This is a genomic window from Methylobacterium sp. XJLW (assembly GCF_003254375.1).
GTDB classification, from domain to species: domain Bacteria; phylum Pseudomonadota; class Alphaproteobacteria; order Rhizobiales; family Beijerinckiaceae; genus Methylobacterium; species Methylobacterium fujisawaense.
On record NZ_CP016429.1, the window covers coordinates 406,878 to 424,996 of the forward strand.

General features: G+C 70.9%; 13 protein-coding genes. 4 read left to right on the forward strand and 9 right to left on the reverse strand.

Annotated features, from left to right (window positions below):
- Positions 1-3: 3 nt before the first annotated feature.
- Positions 4-1,242 (forward strand): hypothetical protein, encoded by a 1,239-nt coding sequence (locus tag A3862_RS01845; RefSeq protein ID WP_043760584.1) that lies wholly within the window; start codon positions 4-6, stop codon positions 1,240-1,242.
- A 4-nt stretch (positions 1,243-1,246) separates the two neighbouring features.
- On the opposite strand, the gene A3862_RS01850 is transcribed toward A3862_RS01845, so the two are convergent.
- Complete coding sequence (locus tag A3862_RS01850) at positions 1,247-2,260, reverse strand: alpha/beta hydrolase (protein ID WP_043760583.1); 1,014 nt, start codon at positions 2,258-2,260, stop codon at positions 1,247-1,249.
- 116 nt (positions 2,261-2,376) lie between these two features.
- Positions 2,377-3,678 (reverse strand): RsmB/NOP family class I SAM-dependent RNA methyltransferase, encoded by a 1,302-nt coding sequence (locus A3862_RS01855; protein ID WP_043760582.1) that lies wholly within the window; start codon positions 3,676-3,678, stop codon positions 2,377-2,379.
- A 212-nt stretch (positions 3,679-3,890) separates the two neighbouring features.
- Here A3862_RS01855 and A3862_RS31345 point away from each other — a divergent pair, with 212 nt between their 5' ends.
- Entirely contained in the window at positions 3,891-4,064 is a 174-nt protein-coding gene (locus tag A3862_RS31345) for a hypothetical protein (protein ID WP_164706329.1), read from the forward strand.
- Positions 4,065-4,085: 21 nt separating this feature from the next.
- Here the strand turns inward: A3862_RS31345 and panE are convergent, their stop codons facing one another.
- The 3 genes from panE to A3862_RS01870 all read right to left on the reverse strand — a co-directional run bounded on the left by panE (position 4,086) and on the right by A3862_RS01870 (position 7,733).
- On the reverse strand, positions 4,086-5,030 hold the full coding sequence (panE, locus tag A3862_RS01860) for a 2-dehydropantoate 2-reductase (protein WP_043754961.1): 945 nt from the start codon (positions 5,028-5,030) through the stop codon (positions 4,086-4,088).
- Positions 5,031-5,037: 7 nt separating this feature from the next.
- Positions 5,038-6,531, reverse strand: coding sequence for an IMP dehydrogenase (guaB, locus tag A3862_RS01865; RefSeq protein WP_111473163.1), 1,494 nt, complete (start codon positions 6,529-6,531; stop codon positions 5,038-5,040).
- Between the two features lie 311 nt (positions 6,532-6,842).
- Positions 6,843-7,733: a DUF3313 domain-containing protein gene (locus A3862_RS01870; RefSeq protein WP_043351034.1), complete on the reverse strand. Its 891-nt coding sequence runs from the start codon at positions 7,731-7,733 to the stop codon at positions 6,843-6,845.
- A 207-nt stretch (positions 7,734-7,940) separates the two neighbouring features.
- On the opposite strand from A3862_RS01870, the gene A3862_RS01875 reads away from it, so the two are divergent.
- Positions 7,941-9,389 carry an MFS transporter gene (locus A3862_RS01875; protein WP_043760581.1) on the forward strand — a complete coding sequence of 483 codons (1,449 nt, stop codon included), beginning with the start codon at positions 7,941-7,943 and terminating at the stop codon, positions 9,387-9,389.
- Here A3862_RS01875 and A3862_RS01880 read toward each other — a convergent pair whose 3' ends face one another.
- The 4 genes from A3862_RS01880 to A3862_RS01895 form a co-directional block, all read right to left on the reverse strand.
- On the reverse strand, positions 9,390-9,917 hold the full coding sequence (locus A3862_RS01880; RefSeq protein WP_043754957.1) for a DoxX family protein: 528 nt from the start codon (positions 9,915-9,917) through the stop codon (positions 9,390-9,392).
- Between the two features lie 75 nt (positions 9,918-9,992).
- On the reverse strand, positions 9,993-11,264 hold the full coding sequence (locus tag A3862_RS01885) for a multidrug effflux MFS transporter (protein WP_052083506.1): 1,272 nt from the start codon (positions 11,262-11,264) through the stop codon (positions 9,993-9,995).
- Between the two features lie 87 nt (positions 11,265-11,351).
- Positions 11,352-12,638, reverse strand: a complete 1,287-nt coding sequence (locus tag A3862_RS01890) for an MFS transporter (RefSeq protein WP_111473164.1) — start codon at positions 12,636-12,638, stop codon at positions 11,352-11,354.
- Between the two features lie 37 nt (positions 12,639-12,675).
- Positions 12,676-13,032 carry a MarR family winged helix-turn-helix transcriptional regulator gene (locus A3862_RS01895; protein ID WP_236952810.1) on the reverse strand — a complete coding sequence of 119 codons (357 nt, stop codon included), beginning with the start codon at positions 13,030-13,032 and terminating at the stop codon, positions 12,676-12,678.
- Positions 13,033-13,274: 242 nt separating this feature from the next.
- Between A3862_RS01895 and A3862_RS01900 the strand changes: the two genes are divergently transcribed.
- The gene (locus tag A3862_RS01900) at positions 13,275-18,119 is read left to right on the forward strand and encodes an NAD-glutamate dehydrogenase (protein ID WP_111473165.1); all 4,845 of its coding nucleotides are present in this window, start codon (positions 13,275-13,277) and stop codon (positions 18,117-18,119) included.

An 18,119-nucleotide genomic window follows, 5' to 3' on the forward strand; every position in this document is an offset into this window, starting at 1 on the left:
ATGATGCCGCGCGCGTCGACCTCCACCACCATCGATCCGGCGCTCGACGCCGCAGCCTTGCTGCGGCGCATCGGCTTCTTCGGTCTGTTCGTGGTTCTCCCGGTCCTGGCGCAGGTCGCCCGCCGCGCCTCGGTGATCCTCGCACCGATCGCCGTGATCCTGCTGATCATCGCGAGCGTCATCGACCGGCGCCAGCGTCCGGTGCGCCCGGCGACCTACCGCCTCCTGACCGCTCCGGCCTTCCTGGCCGGGATGCTGGTGGTCCTGTGGTCGGCTCTTTCGCTGACGTGGACCCCGTTCCTCGGGCCGGCCCTGGAGCGGCTGGCCAATCTGGGCGCCACGATCGGCCTCGCCCTCCTCGGCTATCTCGCGCTCCCAGACCGGATGCGTTCGGCGAATCTCTACCTCCTGCCCCTCGGCGTCGTGGCAGGCGGGATCGTGGCGATCATGCTCGGGTTGTTCGGCGCCCACATGGCGCCGTCCGGTGTCGAGGATGACGGCGCGCTGGATCGCGGCCTCGTCCTGCTGATCCTTCTGCTCTGGCCCGCGCTCGCATGGCTGCGATCCCGGCGCCGAGACCGGGAGGCGCTCGGCCTCGCGCTGCTGGTCGCCCTCGCCCTGACGGTCCAGCCGGACGGGACCCAGATCGCCGCACTGTCGGTCGGCGCCGTCGCCTTCGCGGTGACGAGCTACCGGCCGCGGTTGGGCGTGATGCTCACCGCCGTCCTCTCGGCGGCTCTCCTCGCGGCTGCGCCGCTTCTGCCCTTCCTGGCGCGGCCGGTGGGCGCCGCCCTCATGGGGCCGCTCGCGCCCGCCGTGCTGTCGCTGAAGAGCTGGCAGAAGGTGGTGGCCGCCGATCCGGTGCGGCTGATCACCGGGCACGGCTTCGAGACGGCCCTGCGCGGCCGCCTGGTCGGCCTCCTGCCGGCCAATGCTCCGACCACGGCGTTGTTCGAGTTCTGGTACGAGCTCGGGATCGTCGGTGCGCTGGCCGCCGCCTTCGCCCTGTATGCATCGATTCGGCGGGCTGGGCGGGACGGGCCGGCCCTGGTGCCGGGGGCGATGGGCTGCTTCGCGGCCGCCTTCACGGTGGCCTGCCTGAGCGTGGGGCTGACGGCGGTGTGGTGGCTGACGACCGTCGCCATCGCCATCGTGGTCTTCGTCGCTGTGGAGCGAGGTCAGTTCCGAACCAGCCGGCCGAAGGTGGCCAAGCTGCCCAGGATCCAGGCCCGCGAGGAGTAAGCGGTCAGGCGCGCAGGAAGCCGTGCAGGCGGATCCAGGCCAGGAACAGGCCGGGCCACGCCGCCACGGGGGTACCGGGCGCACCGAGGCCGAACCCGTGGCCGCCGCGCTCGAACAGGTGCAACTCGGCCGGAACCCGCGCCTTCCGCAGGGCCGAGAACATCAGCAGCGGATGGTCGGCCACGGCGATGGGATCGTCGATGGCCTGAACCAGGAAGGTCGGCGGCGTCTCGGGCCCGACCTGCAGGTCCACCGAGTAGGTCTTCATCTCGTCGGGGGTGACGTCGTCGCCGACCAGGATGCGGCGGGTCGCGGTCCGGTCGAACGGCTTGCGCATGGTGATGACCGGGTAGATCAGCCCGGCCAGCGCCGGCCGGATCGGCAGGGCATCGGCGGTGTCGACGCCCGCGTACAGGTCCCGGGCGCTGCCCACCGCGGTTTCGCCCATCAGGTGGCCGCCCGCCGAGAACCCGAGGACGCCGACCCTGCCGGGATCGATGCCGAACTCCGCGCCGCGCGCCCGGACGAGCCGCAGGGCGCGTTGGGCGTCCTGCCGCGGCGCGTCCGGTCCCGAACCCCAGCCCTCCGCCGGCAGTCGGTAGACGAGGAGGAAGACCGTGATCCCGGCGGCGTTCAGGACCCGTCCGACCGGCACGCCCTCGTTGCCGAGCGAGATGAACTCGTATCCGCCACCCGCGGCGACGATCATGGCGGCGCCGTTCGGATTGGCCGGTCGCATGACCAGCAAACAGGGCCGCGACACCCGGGTGATGTCCCCGAATCGGCCCTCGACGTAGCGGTAACCGTCCGCCTTCGGCCCGTCGCCGCCGCCGGGCGCTTCGCCGGGCCACAGATCGATCACCTGCAGATCCGCGCCGGGCAGGGAGCGCGGAAGCGCCCGGACCGCCTCGTGCGGCGCCGGCTGGGGCGCCGTCTCCCCGGGGACCTCCGCGCGGGCGGTGCGAAGGCCCAGGACGCTTCCGAGGCCCGCGAGCAGGAAACGGCGGTCGAGCCGCAAGGGCATCCCCTCTGATCAAGCCGCGCACGGGGCCGCTCGTCGGCGGTCCCGACTCCCTAAGGAGCGCGGGTCAAACGCCCCGGCAACCGCCGTCGGTTCCGTCATGTCCGCGCGCGTCAGGCCTTGCGCGCGATGATCGCGACATAGAAACCGTCGGTCCCGGTCCGAAGCGGGCTCATCTGGATCCCGTGAGCGGTTCTCCGCACCGCCGCCCGGAGCGAATCCGGTCCTGCCGCCAGCACCTCCTCCGCCGGGACGACGTCGAAGCGACCGCGCCAGCGCGAGAGCAAACCGGACACGGCTGCGTCGTTCTCCGCCGACAGCAGCGAGCAGGTGATGTAGACGATCCGGCCGCCGGGCCTGACGAGCCGCGCCGCCCGGTCCAGGACCTGCGCCTGTTCGGCGGTGCGCAGCGCGAGGCTTCCCGGCCGCAGGCGCCATTTGGCGTCCGGATTCCGGCGCCACGTCCCGGATCCGGTGCAGGGCGCATCGACCACGACCCGATCGACTTTACCGTCGAGATCCTCCAGCATGTCGGCCCGTGCCTTGCCGCTCCGCGGGGTCCGCACCTCGGCCACCGCGCCGGACCGGCGCAGGCGTTCGTGGATCGGCGCGAGCCGGCGTGGATCGCCATCGGTGGCGATCAGTCGGGCCTCGTTCCGGGTCTCGGCCGCCAGGGCCAGGGTCTTGCCGCCACCGCCGGCGCATAGGTCGACGATGATCTCGCCGGCCCGGGGGGCGGCCAGGAGTGCGGCGAGCTGCGATCCTTCGTCCTGGATCTCGTACCAGCCGTCCAGGAACTCCGCCTCCACGTGCAGCGCCGGACCGCGCCCATCGGCACCGATCGGAATGCGCAGACCCGCCGGCGCGTGGGGTGTCGGCGCGGCATCGAAGGCCGCCAGCGCCGGCAACACCGCGTCGCGGTCGCCGCGCAGGGCGTTCACCCGGATATCGAGGGGGGCCCGCCGCGCCAGTGCCTTCAGCTCCGGGACGAGGTCGTCGCCGAGCGTGGCCGCAAGATCCGGAAGCACGAAGGCCGGGGCGTCGCCCGCGACTTCGGGAGGAGCGTCGTGCAGCGTCCCACCGTCGAGGCGCGCGCGCTCGTCGTCGCTGAGGGGTGCGGGCGCGAAACGCTCCCCGGTGAACAACGCCGCCACCGAAGCGGCGGCGAGGCCCTGCTGGAGTCGCAGCGTGCCGATCAGGATGGCGCGCGGCGTCTCCGCGCCCATGATCCAGGCCGCCGAAGCCCGGCGCCGCAGAGCATCGTAGACGAGGCTGGCGATGCCCGCACGGTCACCCGAACCGGCGAAACGATGGGCGAGGCCCCAGTCCTTGAGGGCGTCGGCGGCCGGCCGGCGACGCTCGGCGATATCGGTCAGGACTTCGATGGCGGCGGAGCAGCGAGCGGCGGGAGTCAGGGGTCGGATCCTCCGGAATGAGTCGGCGACGACGCGAAACGGCCACGCTTGGCCCACGATGCCGCCACGATACGGCCGAGCTTCCTGCACCTTCAGGGCGCAGATCGTGCCGCGGTTGGGCCGCCGTGCGGGCCGCCACGTGTCGTATGGCATCCGCCCGTCCCGGACCAGTGTGGTCCGCCGCCGGGCGCATACCGGGAGTACCTCAGCCCATGACGTCCATTGTACGCGTCGCCCTCGCGGCCCTGGTGACCGCCTCCCTCGCCGCCTGCGCGAGCGCCCCCGCCGCACAGCCGGACCTGACGCCGCCGCCGCGTCCACGGGTCGATGCCAAGACGCAGCTGGAATACGGCACGCCGCCCGCGCCGCCCCCCGGCCGCTACTGAGACGTCAGCGCGGGGCGCGGCTCAGGCCGTTTCCCGCACCCGCCGAGCCTCGTAAGCCTTGAGGCCGGTATAGACCGCGGTCAGGACCGGGAACGAAACCTCCGGCGCAAGCCGCTGGCCGCGGGCGATCAGATCGCCGATCACGTGATCCGCCTCGATCCGACCCTTGCTCTCGATGTCGCGCAGCATCGAGGCCGTGAAGGTGGATCCGGCCGCCGTCAGCTGCGCCCGCGCCCGCTCGGCCACGATGGCGCGCGGCTCGAAGCCGCTCGATGCGGCCACGATCGTGCATTCGGCATGGAGCGCTTCGATCAGGGCGGTCCCCTCGGGCGCCGCCACGATGTCGCCGACCGCGGCGCGCATAAGCGTGGTCGCTCCGGCGAGCGTCGCCAGGAACACCCATTTCTCCCACATCTCCTGCAGGATCACGTCGCTCAGGCGCGGCTGGAACTTCAGGCCGCGCATCATGGCGTCGACGGCCTCGATCCGCGCCGAGCGCGACCCGTCCCGCTCGCCGTAGGTGATGCTGCACAATTCGCTCATGTGGCGGATCGCACCGTCCGGCGCGACCGTCGCCGCGATGGCGCAGGAGCCGCCAAGCACGCGCTCGGCGCCGAACCGGGCGTCGAGCGCGTCGAGATGCGACATGCCGTTCAGCACAGGCAGGATCGCCGTGTCCGCCCCCACCGCCGGCGCCAGATCCGAGATGGCGCTGTCGAGGTCGTAGGCCTTGCAGGACAACAGGATCAGGTCGAACCGCCCGGCCTCGACCAGACGGTCGGCCGTCACGGTGGGCGGATCGGGCAGGTGCAGGTCGCCGAGCGGGGAGCGGACGTTCAGGCCGTCCGCGGCGAGCTTCGCCGCCCGGGCCGGCCGGACCAGGAAGGTCACGTCGGCCCCCGCCTCGGCGAGGCGCGCCCCGTAATAGCCGCCGGTCGCGCCGGCCCCGACGATCAGCGTGCGCATCGGTCCCTCAGGTCCGCGACGGATAGTTCGGGCTCTCGCGGGTGATCGTCACGTCGTGGACGTGGCTCTCGCGCAGTCCGGCATTGGTGATGCGGATGAACTGCGCCCGCTCCTGGAACTCGGGGATCGTGGCGCCGCCGACATAGCCCATGGCGGCGCGCAGGCCGCCGGCGAGCTGGTGCAGGACGTTGCCCACGGGGCCCTTGTAGGGGACCTGCCCCTCGATGCCCTCCGGCACGAGCTTGTGGGTGTCGTTCACCTCGGCCTGGAAGTAGCGATCGGCCGAGCCGCGGGCCATGGCGCCCACCGAGCCCATGCCCCGGTACGACTTGTACGAGCGGCCCTGGTAGAGGAACACCTCGCCCGGCGCCTCGTCGGTGCCGGCGAGCAGCGAGCCGAGCATCGCCACAGAGGCACCGGCCGCGATCGCCTTGGCGAGGTCGCCCGAGTACTTGATGCCGCCGTCGGCGATGACCGGAATGCCGGCCTCGCTGGCGGCCTCGACGGCCTCCATCAGGGCGGTGAGCTGCGGCACGCCGACGCCCGCGACGATGCGGGTGGTGCAGATCGAGCCCGGCCCGATGCCGACCTTGATGGCGTCCGCGCCGGCATCGATCAACGCCTTGGCGCCGTCCCGCGTCGCCACGTTGCCGGCGATGACCTGCACGGCGTTCGAGAGCTGCTTCACCCGGGCGACGGCGTCGAGCACCTTGATCGAGTGGCCGTGGGCGGTGTCGACCACGATGACGTCGCAGCCGGCGTAAATCAGGCGCTCGGCCCGCTCGAAGCCGCTGTCACCGGTCGTCGTGGCGGCGGCGACCCGCAGGCGACCCTGCTCGTCCTTGACGGCGTGCGGGTAGGCGACCCGCTTCTCGATATCCTTGACGGTGATCAGGCCGATGCACCGGTAATGGTCGTCGACGACCAGCAGCTTCTCGATCCGGAACTGGTGGAGCAGGCGCTTGGCCTCGTCCTGGGTCACGCCCTCGCGGACCGTGATCAGGCGGTCGCGGGTCATGAGCTCGGCAACCGGCTGGGCCGAATTCGTCGCGAAGCGGACGTCGCGATTGGTGAGGATGCCGACGAGCTTGCCCCGCGAACCGTTCGGGCCGCGCTCGACCACCGGAATTCCGGAGATCCGATTGAGCTTCATCACCTCGAAGGCGTCGGCCAGCGTCTCGTCGGGATGGATGGTGATGGGATTCATCACCATGCCGGACTCGTACTTCTTGACGAGGCGGACCTGCTCGGCCTGCTCCGGCGGCTCCAGGTTGCGGTGGATGACACCCATGCCGCCATTGGCCGCCATGGCGATGGCCATCGGGGCTTCCGTCACCGTGTCCATGGCCGAGGCCAGGATCGGCAGGTTCAGGGGGATCGTGCGGGTGAGCCGGGAGGCCACGTTCACTTCTGTGGGCATCACCGAGGAGGCGGCGGGCCGCAGGAGCACATCGTCGAAGGTGAGGCCCTCGATGATCGATGCGGTTTCTACTCGGGCCATGTGCCAACTTTCCTCGGACGGGGGCGCGCAGGGATCGCGCTGCGGGATCGGGTTGGCAAGTGCCAGTATCACGGGCTCCGCGACTGCGCCAATGCGCGCGCGACGCGTCGCAACCCGAAAACACGCAGGGCTCGCGGCTTATCCACGTCCGGTCGGGTCGCGGGGCGGTGCGCGCAGTCCCCGCGACGGTTGATCGCAACCGTTAGCCGCCCTTCGTCTCGGATGAAGCCAAGCAACGCAGTGCGGCGCCTTCGCGTGTGGCGCCGTCGTGGATTGCTTCGCCCGCGAAGACCGGGTTGGCGACGTGCGCCCTAGCGCATGGCCGGCGTGGCCGGCCCCTTGTCGGTATATTCGGGCGGCAGGCCGATATAATCGCCGAGCATGCCGTCGATGCCGGGCGCGCGGCCGAAGGCCTCGCAATCGGGGTCCAGCGGCGCCTCACCGAGCGTCGTGACGCGGATCCGGTCCCAGGTCGGCAGCGTGTTGGGGGCCGTGAACGGGTCCTCGCCGGTCGCCAGCATGTAGCCGAAATCCTGGCCGAACTCGCCGGCGAGGTCGTAGGCGTCGCTGGCGCGGGAGAAGCGCGGCTGGCTGGTGAAGGAATTCGCCGCTCCGCCCCAGACCATGGCGGCCCGCTGCTCGCGACGCCGGTCCAGAGCCTCGGCCTCGACGGTCAGGCTCCCGAGCCCGATCGGCACCCGCGGGATCGGCACGCGCCCGACCCCTTCCGCGAAGCTGAGACCCAGCTGCGAGGCCACGGTCACGCCCGCCGAGCCCGCGATGGTCGCGCCGGCGCCGAGGAGATCCGTCGGATCGACGCGGGTCACCTGCGCGCGCACGGTCAGATCCGCGTCGCGGCTGGTGACGATGTCGTACTTCAGCGACAGGTCATAGCAGAGCGCCCGGTCGGCGGCGTTCGCGATGAGCCGGCGCTCGGCCGCGGTCAGGGGCGCCGCACCGGAGACGTCGGCGTGGAACGCCGTCGGGATGATGCGGACCGTGCGCGCCTTCGCCAGCGCGGGCCGGTCGACGTAGATCCGCGAGGCCGACGCGACCTGATCGCTGGACTTCAGCCGGTCGTAGCGCGTCAGCGAGCCGCGATCGTTGAGCAGGACGGTGCCGCAGGCGGCGACCATCGAGAGAAGGGCGACGCCGGCGGCGATCCGCGCCACGGAGCGGACCTTGCTGGGGCTGGGCTGCATCGAAATCCTCGCGCGCCGGCCCCGGGCCGGCTGGAGCGGCCTCACGGACGCGTGATGGAAACTTAGCCATTGGCGCACCCGCAAAAAAGGTGGCTCCGCGCCGCGGCTCAACCTCTGTTGCACGATGGATACATTCGCGAAACACGAGGGTGCGAGGTGGCCGCGCTGCCGTGCAACCGCGGCGGTGCGACACGCGTCTGCTGTGTGATGCCTGCGACCGCTCAAAGACCGCTCTGGATCGTCCCGCTGACGGTCGCCACCGCCCTGTTCATGGAGAACACCGATTCCACGGTGATCGCCACGGCGCTCCCGAGCATCGCGGCGAGTCTTCAAGAGGACCCGATCGCCCTCAAGCTCGCGCTGACCTCCTATCTGGTCAGCCTCGCGATCTTCATCCCGGTGAGCGGCTGGATGGCCGACCGCTACGGGTCGCGGACCGTGTTCCGCGCGGCCCTCGTGGTGTTCATGGCGGGCTCGCTGGCCTGTGCGGCCGCGAACGGGCTCGCGTGGTTCGTCGCCGCGCGGTTCCTCCAGGGAATGGGCGGCGCCATGATGGTGCCGGTCGGGCGGCTCGTGGTCCTGCGCAGCGTGCCGAAATCGCAGCTCGTCACCGCCCTCGCCTATCTCACCTTTCCGGCTCTCGTCGGCCCGGTACTGGGTCCGCCGGTCGGCGGCCTGATCACGACATGGTTCGACTGGCGGTGGATCTTCTTCATCAACCTGCCGATCGGCTGTGCCGGGATCGTGCTGGCGAGCCTGTACTTCGAGGACATCCGCGAGGCGGAACGGCCGCCCCTCGACCTGCTCGGCTTCGCCCTGCTCGGCACCGGGCTGGCGGCGCTGATGCTCGGGCTGGCCTCGCTGGGCCGACATCTGCTGCCGGCCACGATCTCCTGGGGCTGCCTCGCAGCGGGCGCGATCCTGCTGCCGCTCTACTGGGCGCATGCCAGGCGCATCGCCCACCCGATCGTGCGCCTCGACCTGATGCAGCGGCCGACCTTCCGCGTCGCCGTGCTCGGCGGCAGCCTGTTCCGGATCGGCACCGGCGCGATCCCGTTCCTGCTGCCGCTGATGCTGCAGGTCGGCTTCGGCCTCGATGCCCTGCAGTCCGGCCTGATCACCTTCGCGGCGGCAGCCGGCGCGATGTTCGTGAAGACCCTGGGTCCGCGGATCCTGCGCCGCACCGGATTCCGCGCGCTGATGGTCTGGAACGCCGTGCTGGCGTCGGCCTTTCTGGCGGTGAACGGGTTCTACACGGCGCAGACGCCGCACTGGATCATGGTGGGCCTGCTGTTCATCGGCGGCTGCGCGCGCTCGATCCAGTTCACCTGCATCAACGCCATCGCATATGCCGACCTCGAATCGCGCGAGATGAGCGCGGCCACGAGCTTCGCCAGCGTCTGCCAGCAATTGTCGCTGAGCCTCGGCGTGACGCTCGGCGCGCTGGCCCTGGAAGGAACGGCCCATTGGCATGGCCGAACGCAGATCACGGCCGCGGATTTCGGGCCGGCTTTCTTCGCCGTGGCGGTGATCTCGGCAGCCTCCGTGCTGGCGTTCCGCAATTTGTCGCACGATGCCGGCGCGGAGATCTCCGGGCGCAAGACGGTCGCGCCGTCGCCGTCCGCGACCGCCGAGATGAGGCCCCGCCACGGCTGATCAGGCGGCAGCCCGGGCGGGCGGGCGCCCGGCCGCCCGCTTGCCTCCGCCCCGCGACGCGGCGGCCTTGCCGGACGCCTTCGCGGACGCGGGCTTCGGGCTCGGCGGCGGGGCGCGGTTTCCGGCACGCCAGCCCTGCCAGCTCAGGGCGCCCGGGCCGCTCAGGGCGTACATGAGGAATCCGCCCGCGAGACCGAGATCGGCGAGCATCAGCGTGCGCTCGGCGATCGCGGCGGGTCCGACGTAGTGCCAGAACGGGTGGAGCACGAAGGCCGTCACGGCGGCGAAGACGGCGAGCGCCAGACCGGTCAGCCGCGGCAGCACGCCGAGGATGAGCGCCAGCGGGCCGAAGACCTGCACCACGACGGCGGCCGTGGCGACACCGTTCGGGAAGGGCATGCCGGCGCCGGCAAGCGTCAGCGCGAAGCCCGAGACGTTGAGCGCCCGCGCGATGCCGGTCGGCAGGAGCGCGGCGGCGAGCAGCAGACGCGCAGCGAGGAGGGTTCCGTCCTGGGCGCGGGCAAGCATGGGCGGGTCCGGTCGGCTGGGATCAGGCGTGGAGCTTGACGCCTTCCCGCTGAAGACCGCGTTAAGGCGTCCGGATCAGCCGCCGACACCGCCGCGGAACAGCCGGCCGCGCTCCGTCCAGGCCACCACGAGCAACGACAATGCACCGAGGCTCGCATAGCCGACAGCCACCGGCATGACGCTGCCGTCGAAGGCCTGTCCGATCAGGAAGCCGCAGAAGGCGCCCAGGATCGTCGTGTAGAAGCCGAGGAACGACGAGGCCGTGCCGGCGATGGCCCCGAGCGGCTCGAGCGCGAGCGCGTTGAAGTTCGGCATCGCGAAGCTGATCAGGAACTGGTTGACCGCCAGGATCGACAGGAACAGCGCGAGCGGCGGATGCCCGTGATAGGCGAGCCCGGCGGCGATCTGCACGAGCCCCACCAACGTGAAGGCGATGACGCCACTGTGCGACATCGCCCGCATCCCGAGCCGCCGGACGACGCGGGCGTTGATCAGCGTCGCGACGCCCATGGCGCCGGCCACGAGCCCGAAGGCCAGGGGAAAGAGCGGGCCGAGGTGATACAGGCCGGTGTCGAACAGCTGCTGGGCCGAGCCGACGTAGCCCATGATGCACCCGGTCATCAGGCCGAGCGCGGTGGCATAACCGACGGCGACGCGGGTCTTCAGGGTCAGGCGGATCGCCTCCCAGGTGGCGGCGGGCGAGAGCGGCCGGCGGTATTCCGGGTGCAGCGTCTCGGGCATGCGCAGGGAGAACCAGACGGTCAGCCAGAAGGCCAGGATCAGCATCGAGACGAAGACATAGACCCAGGAGCCCAGCGCCAGCATCATGCCGCCGATCGCCGGTGCGATCATCGGGACGATCAGGAACACCATCATGGTGAACGACATCACGCTCGCCATCTCCCGGCCGGCGAAGCGGTCGCGCACGATCGCCACCGAGAGAACGCGCCCGCCGGCTGCACCGATGCCCTGGATGATCCGCGCGGCCAGCAGCCAGCCGAAGCTCGGCGCCATCATCGCGAGCCCGCAGCCGACCACGTAGACGGCGAGGCTCGCGAGCAGCACCGGGCGCCGCCCGAGGGCATCGGAGACCGGTCCGTAGACGATCTGCGCGAAGCCGAAGCCGATCATGTAGACGTAGACGAGGAGTTGCAGCCGGTTCGGATCCGGCACTCCGAACCGCGCCTCGATGGCCGGGAAGGCCGGCAACAGATTGTCGATCGAGATGGCCGTCACCGCCATCATCAGCGCGATGATGGCGACGAACTCGGCAAATCCCGGTCCGGACCAGGGGCGCGGGGTCCGGACCTCCTGGACCGGCGGCAGGGGCCGGATCGCGACTGTCAAAACGGGCTCTCGGGATGCGCTGGGAGGAGCCGATCAGGGCTCCTCCTTCGCGGCACACTTATGACGACCGCGCTCACCCCGCGCAGTTCAGGCCGGCAGCGGATGCAGGGCCGGCGCGGCCGGCTTGCGGCCCACGAAGGTCGCCATGAGAGCGGCGACGAGGCAGAGCAGGCCGGCCGAGATGAAGGCGCCGAAATAGGTGCCGCTCTCGGTGCGGATCATCCCGCCGAGCCAGGCTGCGGAAGCCGCACCGATCTGGTGAGCTGCCGCGATCCAGCCGAACATCAGGGCCGCGTTCTCTTCGCCGAACGACTTGCCGGCCAGCAGCACGGTGGGTGGCACGGTGGCGATCCAGTCGAGCCCGTAGAACACCGCGAAGAGGGACAGGCCGTAGAAGCTGAAGTCGAAGGAATAGGGCAGAAAGATCAGCGAGAGGCCGCGCAGGCCGTAATACCACGCGAGCAGCTTGCGCGAGTCGAACCGGTCGGTGAGCCAGCCCGAAGCCGTGGTGCCGATCAGGTCGCAGATCCCCATGAGGGCCAACAGGCCGGCAGCCGTCACTTCGGCGATGCCGTGATCGATACAGGCCGGGATCAGATGCGTGCCGACCAGGCCGTTGGTAGAGGCGCCGCAGATGAAGAACGTGCCGGCGAGCAGCCAGAAATCCCGGGAGCGCAGTCCGATCCGCAGGCCGCGCAGCGCCCGCAGGGCCGGATTCTCGGTGAGGACCGGCGTCGGCGTCACCACGGTCTCGCCGTAGCGGGGCAGGCCGAGATCGGCCGGGCGATCCCGCATCAGCAGGGCCACCAACGGGATCAGGGCCAGGGTCGCGGCCGCGACCACCAGGGAGACCGAGCGCCAGCCCTGGCCGACCGCGAGGGAGGCGAGCATCGGCAGGAAGACGAGCTGCCCGGTGGCGCTGCTCGCCGTCAGCATGCCGAGCACGAGACCGCGCCGCTTGGCGAACCAGCGTCCCGCCACGGTGGCGCCGAGGACGTTGGCGACCATGCCGGAGCCCGACCCGACGACGATGCCCCACAGCAGCACCATCTGCCAGGGCGCGGTCATGAGGCTCGTTGCGGCGGTGCCGAGCGCCAGGATGAGGAGCGCGCCACAGATGCAGCGCCGCAGCCCGAACCGCTCGATGATGGCGACCGCGAAGGGCCCGATCATCCCGTAGAGGAAGATGTTGAGCGCGATACCGACGCCGATCGTCGCCGCGGTCCAGCCGAATTCCCGCTCCCACGGCACGATCAACACGCTCGGGGTGGCTCGGACGCCGGCGCCGACAAGCAGCACCAGGAAGGTCACCGCGGCGATGATCCAGGCATAATGCAGCGGCGGCTTGGCGTGCGTGTCGGCGATGACGGACATGAACGGCCTCTGGAAAGGGCGGATTGCGGCGGATCGGTCAGGAGACGGAGGTCAGGGCGTCGGCGAGGGCAGCCACGGCCGCTGGCTCGACCCGCGCGTTGATGCGCGCCTGGGCGTCGCGCCAGTACGGCGTCGCCGCCGCGATCGCCTCGCCGCCGGCCTCGGTCAGCACGACCACGCGTTCGCGGGCGTCGGCCGCGCCGGGCGCGATTCGCACGAGGCCGCGACGCTCCAGCGGATCGAGGTTGCGGCCCATCGTGGTCCGCTCCAGGGCCGCCTCCGCGGCAAGTCGCGTCACCGGCGTCGGTCCGAGCCGCTGCAGCAGGCGCAGGATCGCGAACTGCGTCACGCGCAAGCCCACCGGCCGCAACGCGGCGTCGTAGGTCGTGGTCACCGCCCGTGTCGCCCGCCGCAGGGCTGAGCAGGTGCAGAGCTCTTGAGGACCATCGCCGGAATGAATGTCGGCCATAATATGTGCATATACACCCTTCTCGTCGGCGGCAAGGCGCATCTGCGGTGAGCCTGACGGTTTGCGCCGATCGATACTGGCGGGCCGGCAAACCGGCGGGGGTGTCATCGACACGGCGGAAGACGCTGCTATCGCTTGGATGAGTGACCCGGTTCGGGAGACGCGCGATGACACTCGAAACCGCCACGGCCTTGTCTTCCTCGGAGCAGAAGACGGCCCGAACGGGACTGATCGAGGCGGCCGCCGACATCGTGACCGAGCAGGGCGGACCGGGCGGCTTCGTGCGCGACCTGTTCGGCCGCGTGACACCGGAGGATCTGGCCTCCTACGACGCGGGGACTCTCGCCGATCTCGCCGCGCGCGCCCGTGCCTTCCTGGCTGAGCCGCGCCGGCCCGGTGAACCGGCGCGGTTGCGCCTCAGCGAAGGGGCCCTCGTCCGCGGTGGCCGGGCGCGCGAGATGACGATCCTCGAAGTCGTCAACGACAACCGGCCCTTCCTCCTCGACTCGACCCTCGCCGAACTGACCGAGCAGGGCCTGTCCCCGCACCTCGTCGCGCACCCGATTCTCGGCATCGAGCGGGATGGCGGCGGCGGTCTGATACGGGTCGTCGGCGAAACGACGGCCGATGCCCAGGGCAGCCTGGCGCGCGAGAGCTTCATCCACATCCACCTCGACCGGCTGGCGGCCGAGGCCGGCGAGCGGCTGCTGGACGCCCTCGCGGCGGTCTACCGGGACGTCGCTCTGGCGACCGACGATCACGACGCCATGCTGGCGCGCGTGGCGGAACTCGCGACCGATCTCGGCCGCGCCCCGACGCCGATGCCCGAAAGCGAGACCGAGGAAGCACGCGCTTTTCTGGAGTGGCTGACAGAGGGCCAGTTCCTGCTCCTCGGCATGCAGCAGCACGGTATCGACGGTGAGGGGCATCCCCTGGTCGAGGGGTCGAGCCTCGGCGTGCTGCGCGATCCCGGCGCCACGCCCCTGCGCCGGGGCCGGACCCCCGTGGACTACACCCCCGAGATTCTCGCCTTCCTGGAGGAGCCGCAGCCCCTCATCATCACGAAGGCGAGTGTGAAATCCCGCGTCCACCGCTCGGCCTTCCTGGACTATGTGGGCGTCAAGCTCTTCTCCGGGCTCGGGAAGCTGTCCGGTGAGGTGCGGATCGTCGGCCTGTTCACAGCGTCGGCCTATACCAGCCCCGCCCGCGAGGTTCCGGTCCTGCGCCGGAAGGTGGAGGCGGTGGTCCAGCGCGCCGGTCTCGACCCGACGAGCCATGCCGGGCGAAGCCTCCTCGCGGTACTGGAGAGCTATCCGCGCGACGATCTGTTCCAGATCGACATCGAGCGGCTCTACCGGTTCACCCTGGCCATCGCAGCCCTGGCCGACAGGCCGCGGGTGCGCGTGCTCTCGCGCCCGGACCGGTTCGGCCGCTTCGTGTCGCTCCTCGTCTACGTTCCGAAGGACCGCTACGATTCTGCGGTACGAGGCCGGATCGGCACCTACCTCGCCGAGGCCTATGGCGGCCGGCTGAGTGCCGCCCACCCGGACTATCCGGAGGGCTCCCTCGCCCGGATCCACTACATCATCGGCCTGTCCGACACGGGCAGCCCGGAGCAGGACCCAGCGGCCCTCGAAGCCGGCATCACCGCCCTGGTCCGGACCTGGGGCGACGCATTGCGCGAGGCGCTCGCGGAGGCTCACGGCGGCGACCAGGCGCGCATGCTGGCCGCCCGCTACGGCGACGCGTTCTCGGCCGCCTACCGGGACAATTTCCAGCCGGAGGTCGCAGTCGCCGACGTGGCGATCCTCGAGCGCCTCGGCGACAGCCAGCCGCGGGCCGTGCAGCTCGGCCGCCGACAGAGCGACTCGGCCGCGCAGGTCCGGCTGAAGGTCTTCTCGCGGGGCGCCGCCATCGCGTTGTCCGACCGGGTGCCCGGCCTGGAGAATCTCGGCTTCCGCGTCATCAACGAGCGCACCTATCGGGTCGTGCCGACAGGGGTCGAAGACGGCGCCCGAATCTGGCTGCACGACATGCTGATCGAGCGCGCCACCGGTGTAGCGATCGATCTCGACGCCCTGGAACGGCCTCTCGAGACTGCGATGCTCGCCATCGCCGACGGAACCGCGGAATCCGATGGCTACAACCGCCTCGTCCTCGAAGCCGCCCTCCCCTGGCGGGAGGCCGCCCTCCTCCGGGCGCTCGGTCGCTACCTGCGTCAGCTGCGCATCCGGTACGGACAGGACTATCTCGCCGGTACGCTGAGCCGGCATGCCGGGATCACGCGGGACATCGTCGCCTTGTTCCGCGCCCGGTTCGATCCGGCACTCGTCGGCGACAGGGCCGCCCGAGAGGCCGAGATACGCGCCGGCATCGAGACCGCGCTCGCCGAGGTCACCAGCCTCGACGACGACCGGATCCTGCGCCGGTTTGTGAACCTCGTCGAGGCCGCGGTGCGGACCAACTTCTTCCAGAGGGGTGCCGACGGCCATCCCCGCGAGACGATCAGCTTCAAGTTCGCCTGCGCCCGGGTGACGGCGATGCCGCTGCCGAGGCCCCTCTTCGAGATTTTCGTCTACGCCCCCCGCGTCGAGGGCGTGCACCTGCGCTTCGGCTATGTCGCCCGCGGCGGCCTGCGCTGGTCTGACCGGCCGGAGGATTTCCGCACCGAAATCCTCGGGCTGGTGAAGGCTCAGCAGGTGAAGAACGCCGTGATCGTGCCGGTGGGCGCCAAGGGCGGCTTCTTCCCCAAGCGCCTGCCTCCGGCGTCAGACCGCGCCGCCTGGATGCAGGAGGGCACCGAGAGCTACCGGATCTTCATCCGGACCCTCCTGGAACTCACCGACAACATCGTCGACAACGCCATCGTGCCGCCGCCGGACACGGTGCGGCACGATCCCGATGACGCCTATCTCGTGGTCGCCGCCGACAAGGGCACCGCCACGTTTTCGGACATCGCCAACGCGCTTTCCCTCGAGAAGGGTCACTGGCTGGGTGACGCCTTCGCGTCCGGCGGCAGCCAGGGCTACGACCACAAGGGCATGGGCATCACTGCCCGCGGCGCCTGGGAGGCCGTGCGCCGGCATTTCCGCGAGATCGACGTGGACGTGCAGACCGATCCGATCGCCACGGTCGGCGTCGGCGACATGTCGGGGGACGTGTTCGGCAACGGCATGCTGCTCTCGAAGAGCATCCGCCTCATCGCCGCCTTCGATCACCGCGACATCTTTCTCGATCCGGCCCCGGATGCGGCCACGAGCTTCGTCGAGCGGCGGCGGCTGTTCGATCTGGGGCGGTCCTCCTGGGCGGATTACGACAAGAGCCTGATCTCGGAGGGCGGCGGCGTGTTCTCGCGCAGCCTGAAGACGGTCCCGCTCTCCGCGGCGGTCCGGGCCGCCCTCGGTTTCGACCGCGCCGAGGCGACGCCAACCGAACTGATGCAGGCGATCCTGCGGGCGCCGGCCGACCTCCTGTGGTTCGGCGGTATCGGAACCTATGTTCGCGCGACCACCGAGACCGACGAGGATGCCGGCGATCGCGCCAACGACGCCGTCCGGATCACCGGGGCGGAGCTGCGCGCGAAGGTCGTCGGCGAAGGTGCCAATCTCGGCCTGACGCAGCGCGGACGAATCGAGGCGGCGCGCGCGGGCGTCCGGCTGAACACCGACGCCATCGACAACTCCGCCGGCGTGAACACCTCGGATGTCGAGGTGAACATCAAGATCGCCCTCATGACGCCGGAGCGGGACGGCCGGCTGAGCTACGAGGCGCGCAACGCCCTGCTCGCCGACATGACTGACGAGGTCGGACGTCTGGTCCTCCGCAACAACGAGTTGCAGACGCTCGCCCTGTCGCTCGCCCAGCGCGGCGGACTCGGCGAGACCGGCTTCGCCGTGCGGACCATGCAGGCGCTGGAGGCGGAAGGCCGCCTCGACCGGACGGTGGAGTTTCTTCCCGACGACGCGACGCTCGCCGAACGCATGCGCCGGAACGAGGGCCTGACCCGGCCGGAATACGCGGTGCTGCTCGCCTACGCGAAGCTGTCTCTGCACGACGCCATCCTCGACAGCACCGTGCCGAACGATCCCTATTTCGACCGGGAGCTGCAGCGCTACTTCCCGAAGGCCCTGCGCGAGCGCTTCCCGGACGCCGTGAAGGCACACCGCTTGCGCCGCGAGATCATCGCCACGGCGCTCGCCAACATCATCGTCAACCGCGGCGGGCCCTCGCTGGTGACACGGCTCGTGGACGGCACCGGCGCCGACGCCGCGATCATCGCCAAGGCCTACGCGATGACCCGGGACGCCTTCGGGCTGATGGAGCTGAACCTTGCCATCGACGGTCTGGCGGGCCGCGTTTCGGGGCGGGAGCAGCTCGATCTCTATGCGGAGGTGCAGGATCTGCTGCTGAACCGGATCGTCTGGTTCATCCGCAACCTCGATCTGAGCGGAGGGCTCGCCCCCATGGTCGCCCGCTACCGGGACGGCATTGCCGCCGTCGAGGCGGCGCTGCCCGAGGTGCTCGGGGATGAGGCCCGCGCAGCCATCGACGCCCGCGAGGCGGAACTAACGGGGCACGGCATGGCCCCGGCCCAGGCCCGGCGGCTGGCCTCACTCACCGCGCTCGGATCCGCACCCGATGTCGTCCGCGTCGCAGAGGCGAGTGGCCGACCGGTCGCGGAGGTGGCCGCGACCCATTTCGCCCTGGAGCATGCCTTCCGGCTCGACGATCTGGCGGCCGCGGCGCGGACTGTGCCGGTGGCCGACACGTTCGACCGCGTCGCGCTGGAGCGCGCGGTCGCCGGCATCGCCGCCGCCCATCGCAAACTCACCGCCGAGGTGGTGGCGGATCTGGGCGCGGGCCCCGACGCGGTGGAGGCTTGGGTGAAGGCGCGCGGCGCTCCGCTGGCCCGGATCCGCGACGCGGTGGACGCAATCGGTGCGTCCGGCCTCACCGTCTCCAAGGCGACCGTGGCCGCCAGCCTGCTGGGCGACCTCGTTCGGGCCGACTGA

What these genes read in the sequence shown, in the direction of transcription:
- A3862_RS01845 (WP_043760584.1), top strand. Translation starts at nt 4, where the DNA reads ATGCCGCGCGCGTCGACCTCCACCACCATCGATCCGGCGCTCGACGCC.
- A3862_RS31345 (WP_164706329.1), top strand. Translation starts at nt 3,891, where the DNA reads ATGACGTCCATTGTACGCGTCGCCCTCGCGGCCCTGGTGACCGCCTCC.
- panE (WP_043754961.1), bottom strand. Translation starts at nt 5,030, where the DNA reads ATGCGCACGCTGATCGTCGGGGCCGGCGCGACCGGCGGCTATTACGGG.
- guaB (WP_111473163.1), bottom strand. Translation starts at nt 6,531, where the DNA reads ATGGCCCGAGTAGAAACCGCATCGATCATCGAGGGCCTCACCTTCGAC.
- A3862_RS01870 (WP_043351034.1), bottom strand. Translation starts at nt 7,733, where the DNA reads ATGCAGCCCAGCCCCAGCAAGGTCCGCTCCGTGGCGCGGATCGCCGCC.
- A3862_RS01875 (WP_043760581.1), top strand. Translation starts at nt 7,941, where the DNA reads ATGCCTGCGACCGCTCAAAGACCGCTCTGGATCGTCCCGCTGACGGTC.
- A3862_RS01880 (WP_043754957.1), bottom strand. Translation starts at nt 9,917, where the DNA reads ATGCTTGCCCGCGCCCAGGACGGAACCCTCCTCGCTGCGCGTCTGCTG.
- A3862_RS01890 (WP_111473164.1), bottom strand. Translation starts at nt 12,638, where the DNA reads ATGTCCGTCATCGCCGACACGCACGCCAAGCCGCCGCTGCATTATGCC.
- A3862_RS01900 (WP_111473165.1), top strand. Translation starts at nt 13,275, where the DNA reads ATGACACTCGAAACCGCCACGGCCTTGTCTTCCTCGGAGCAGAAGACG.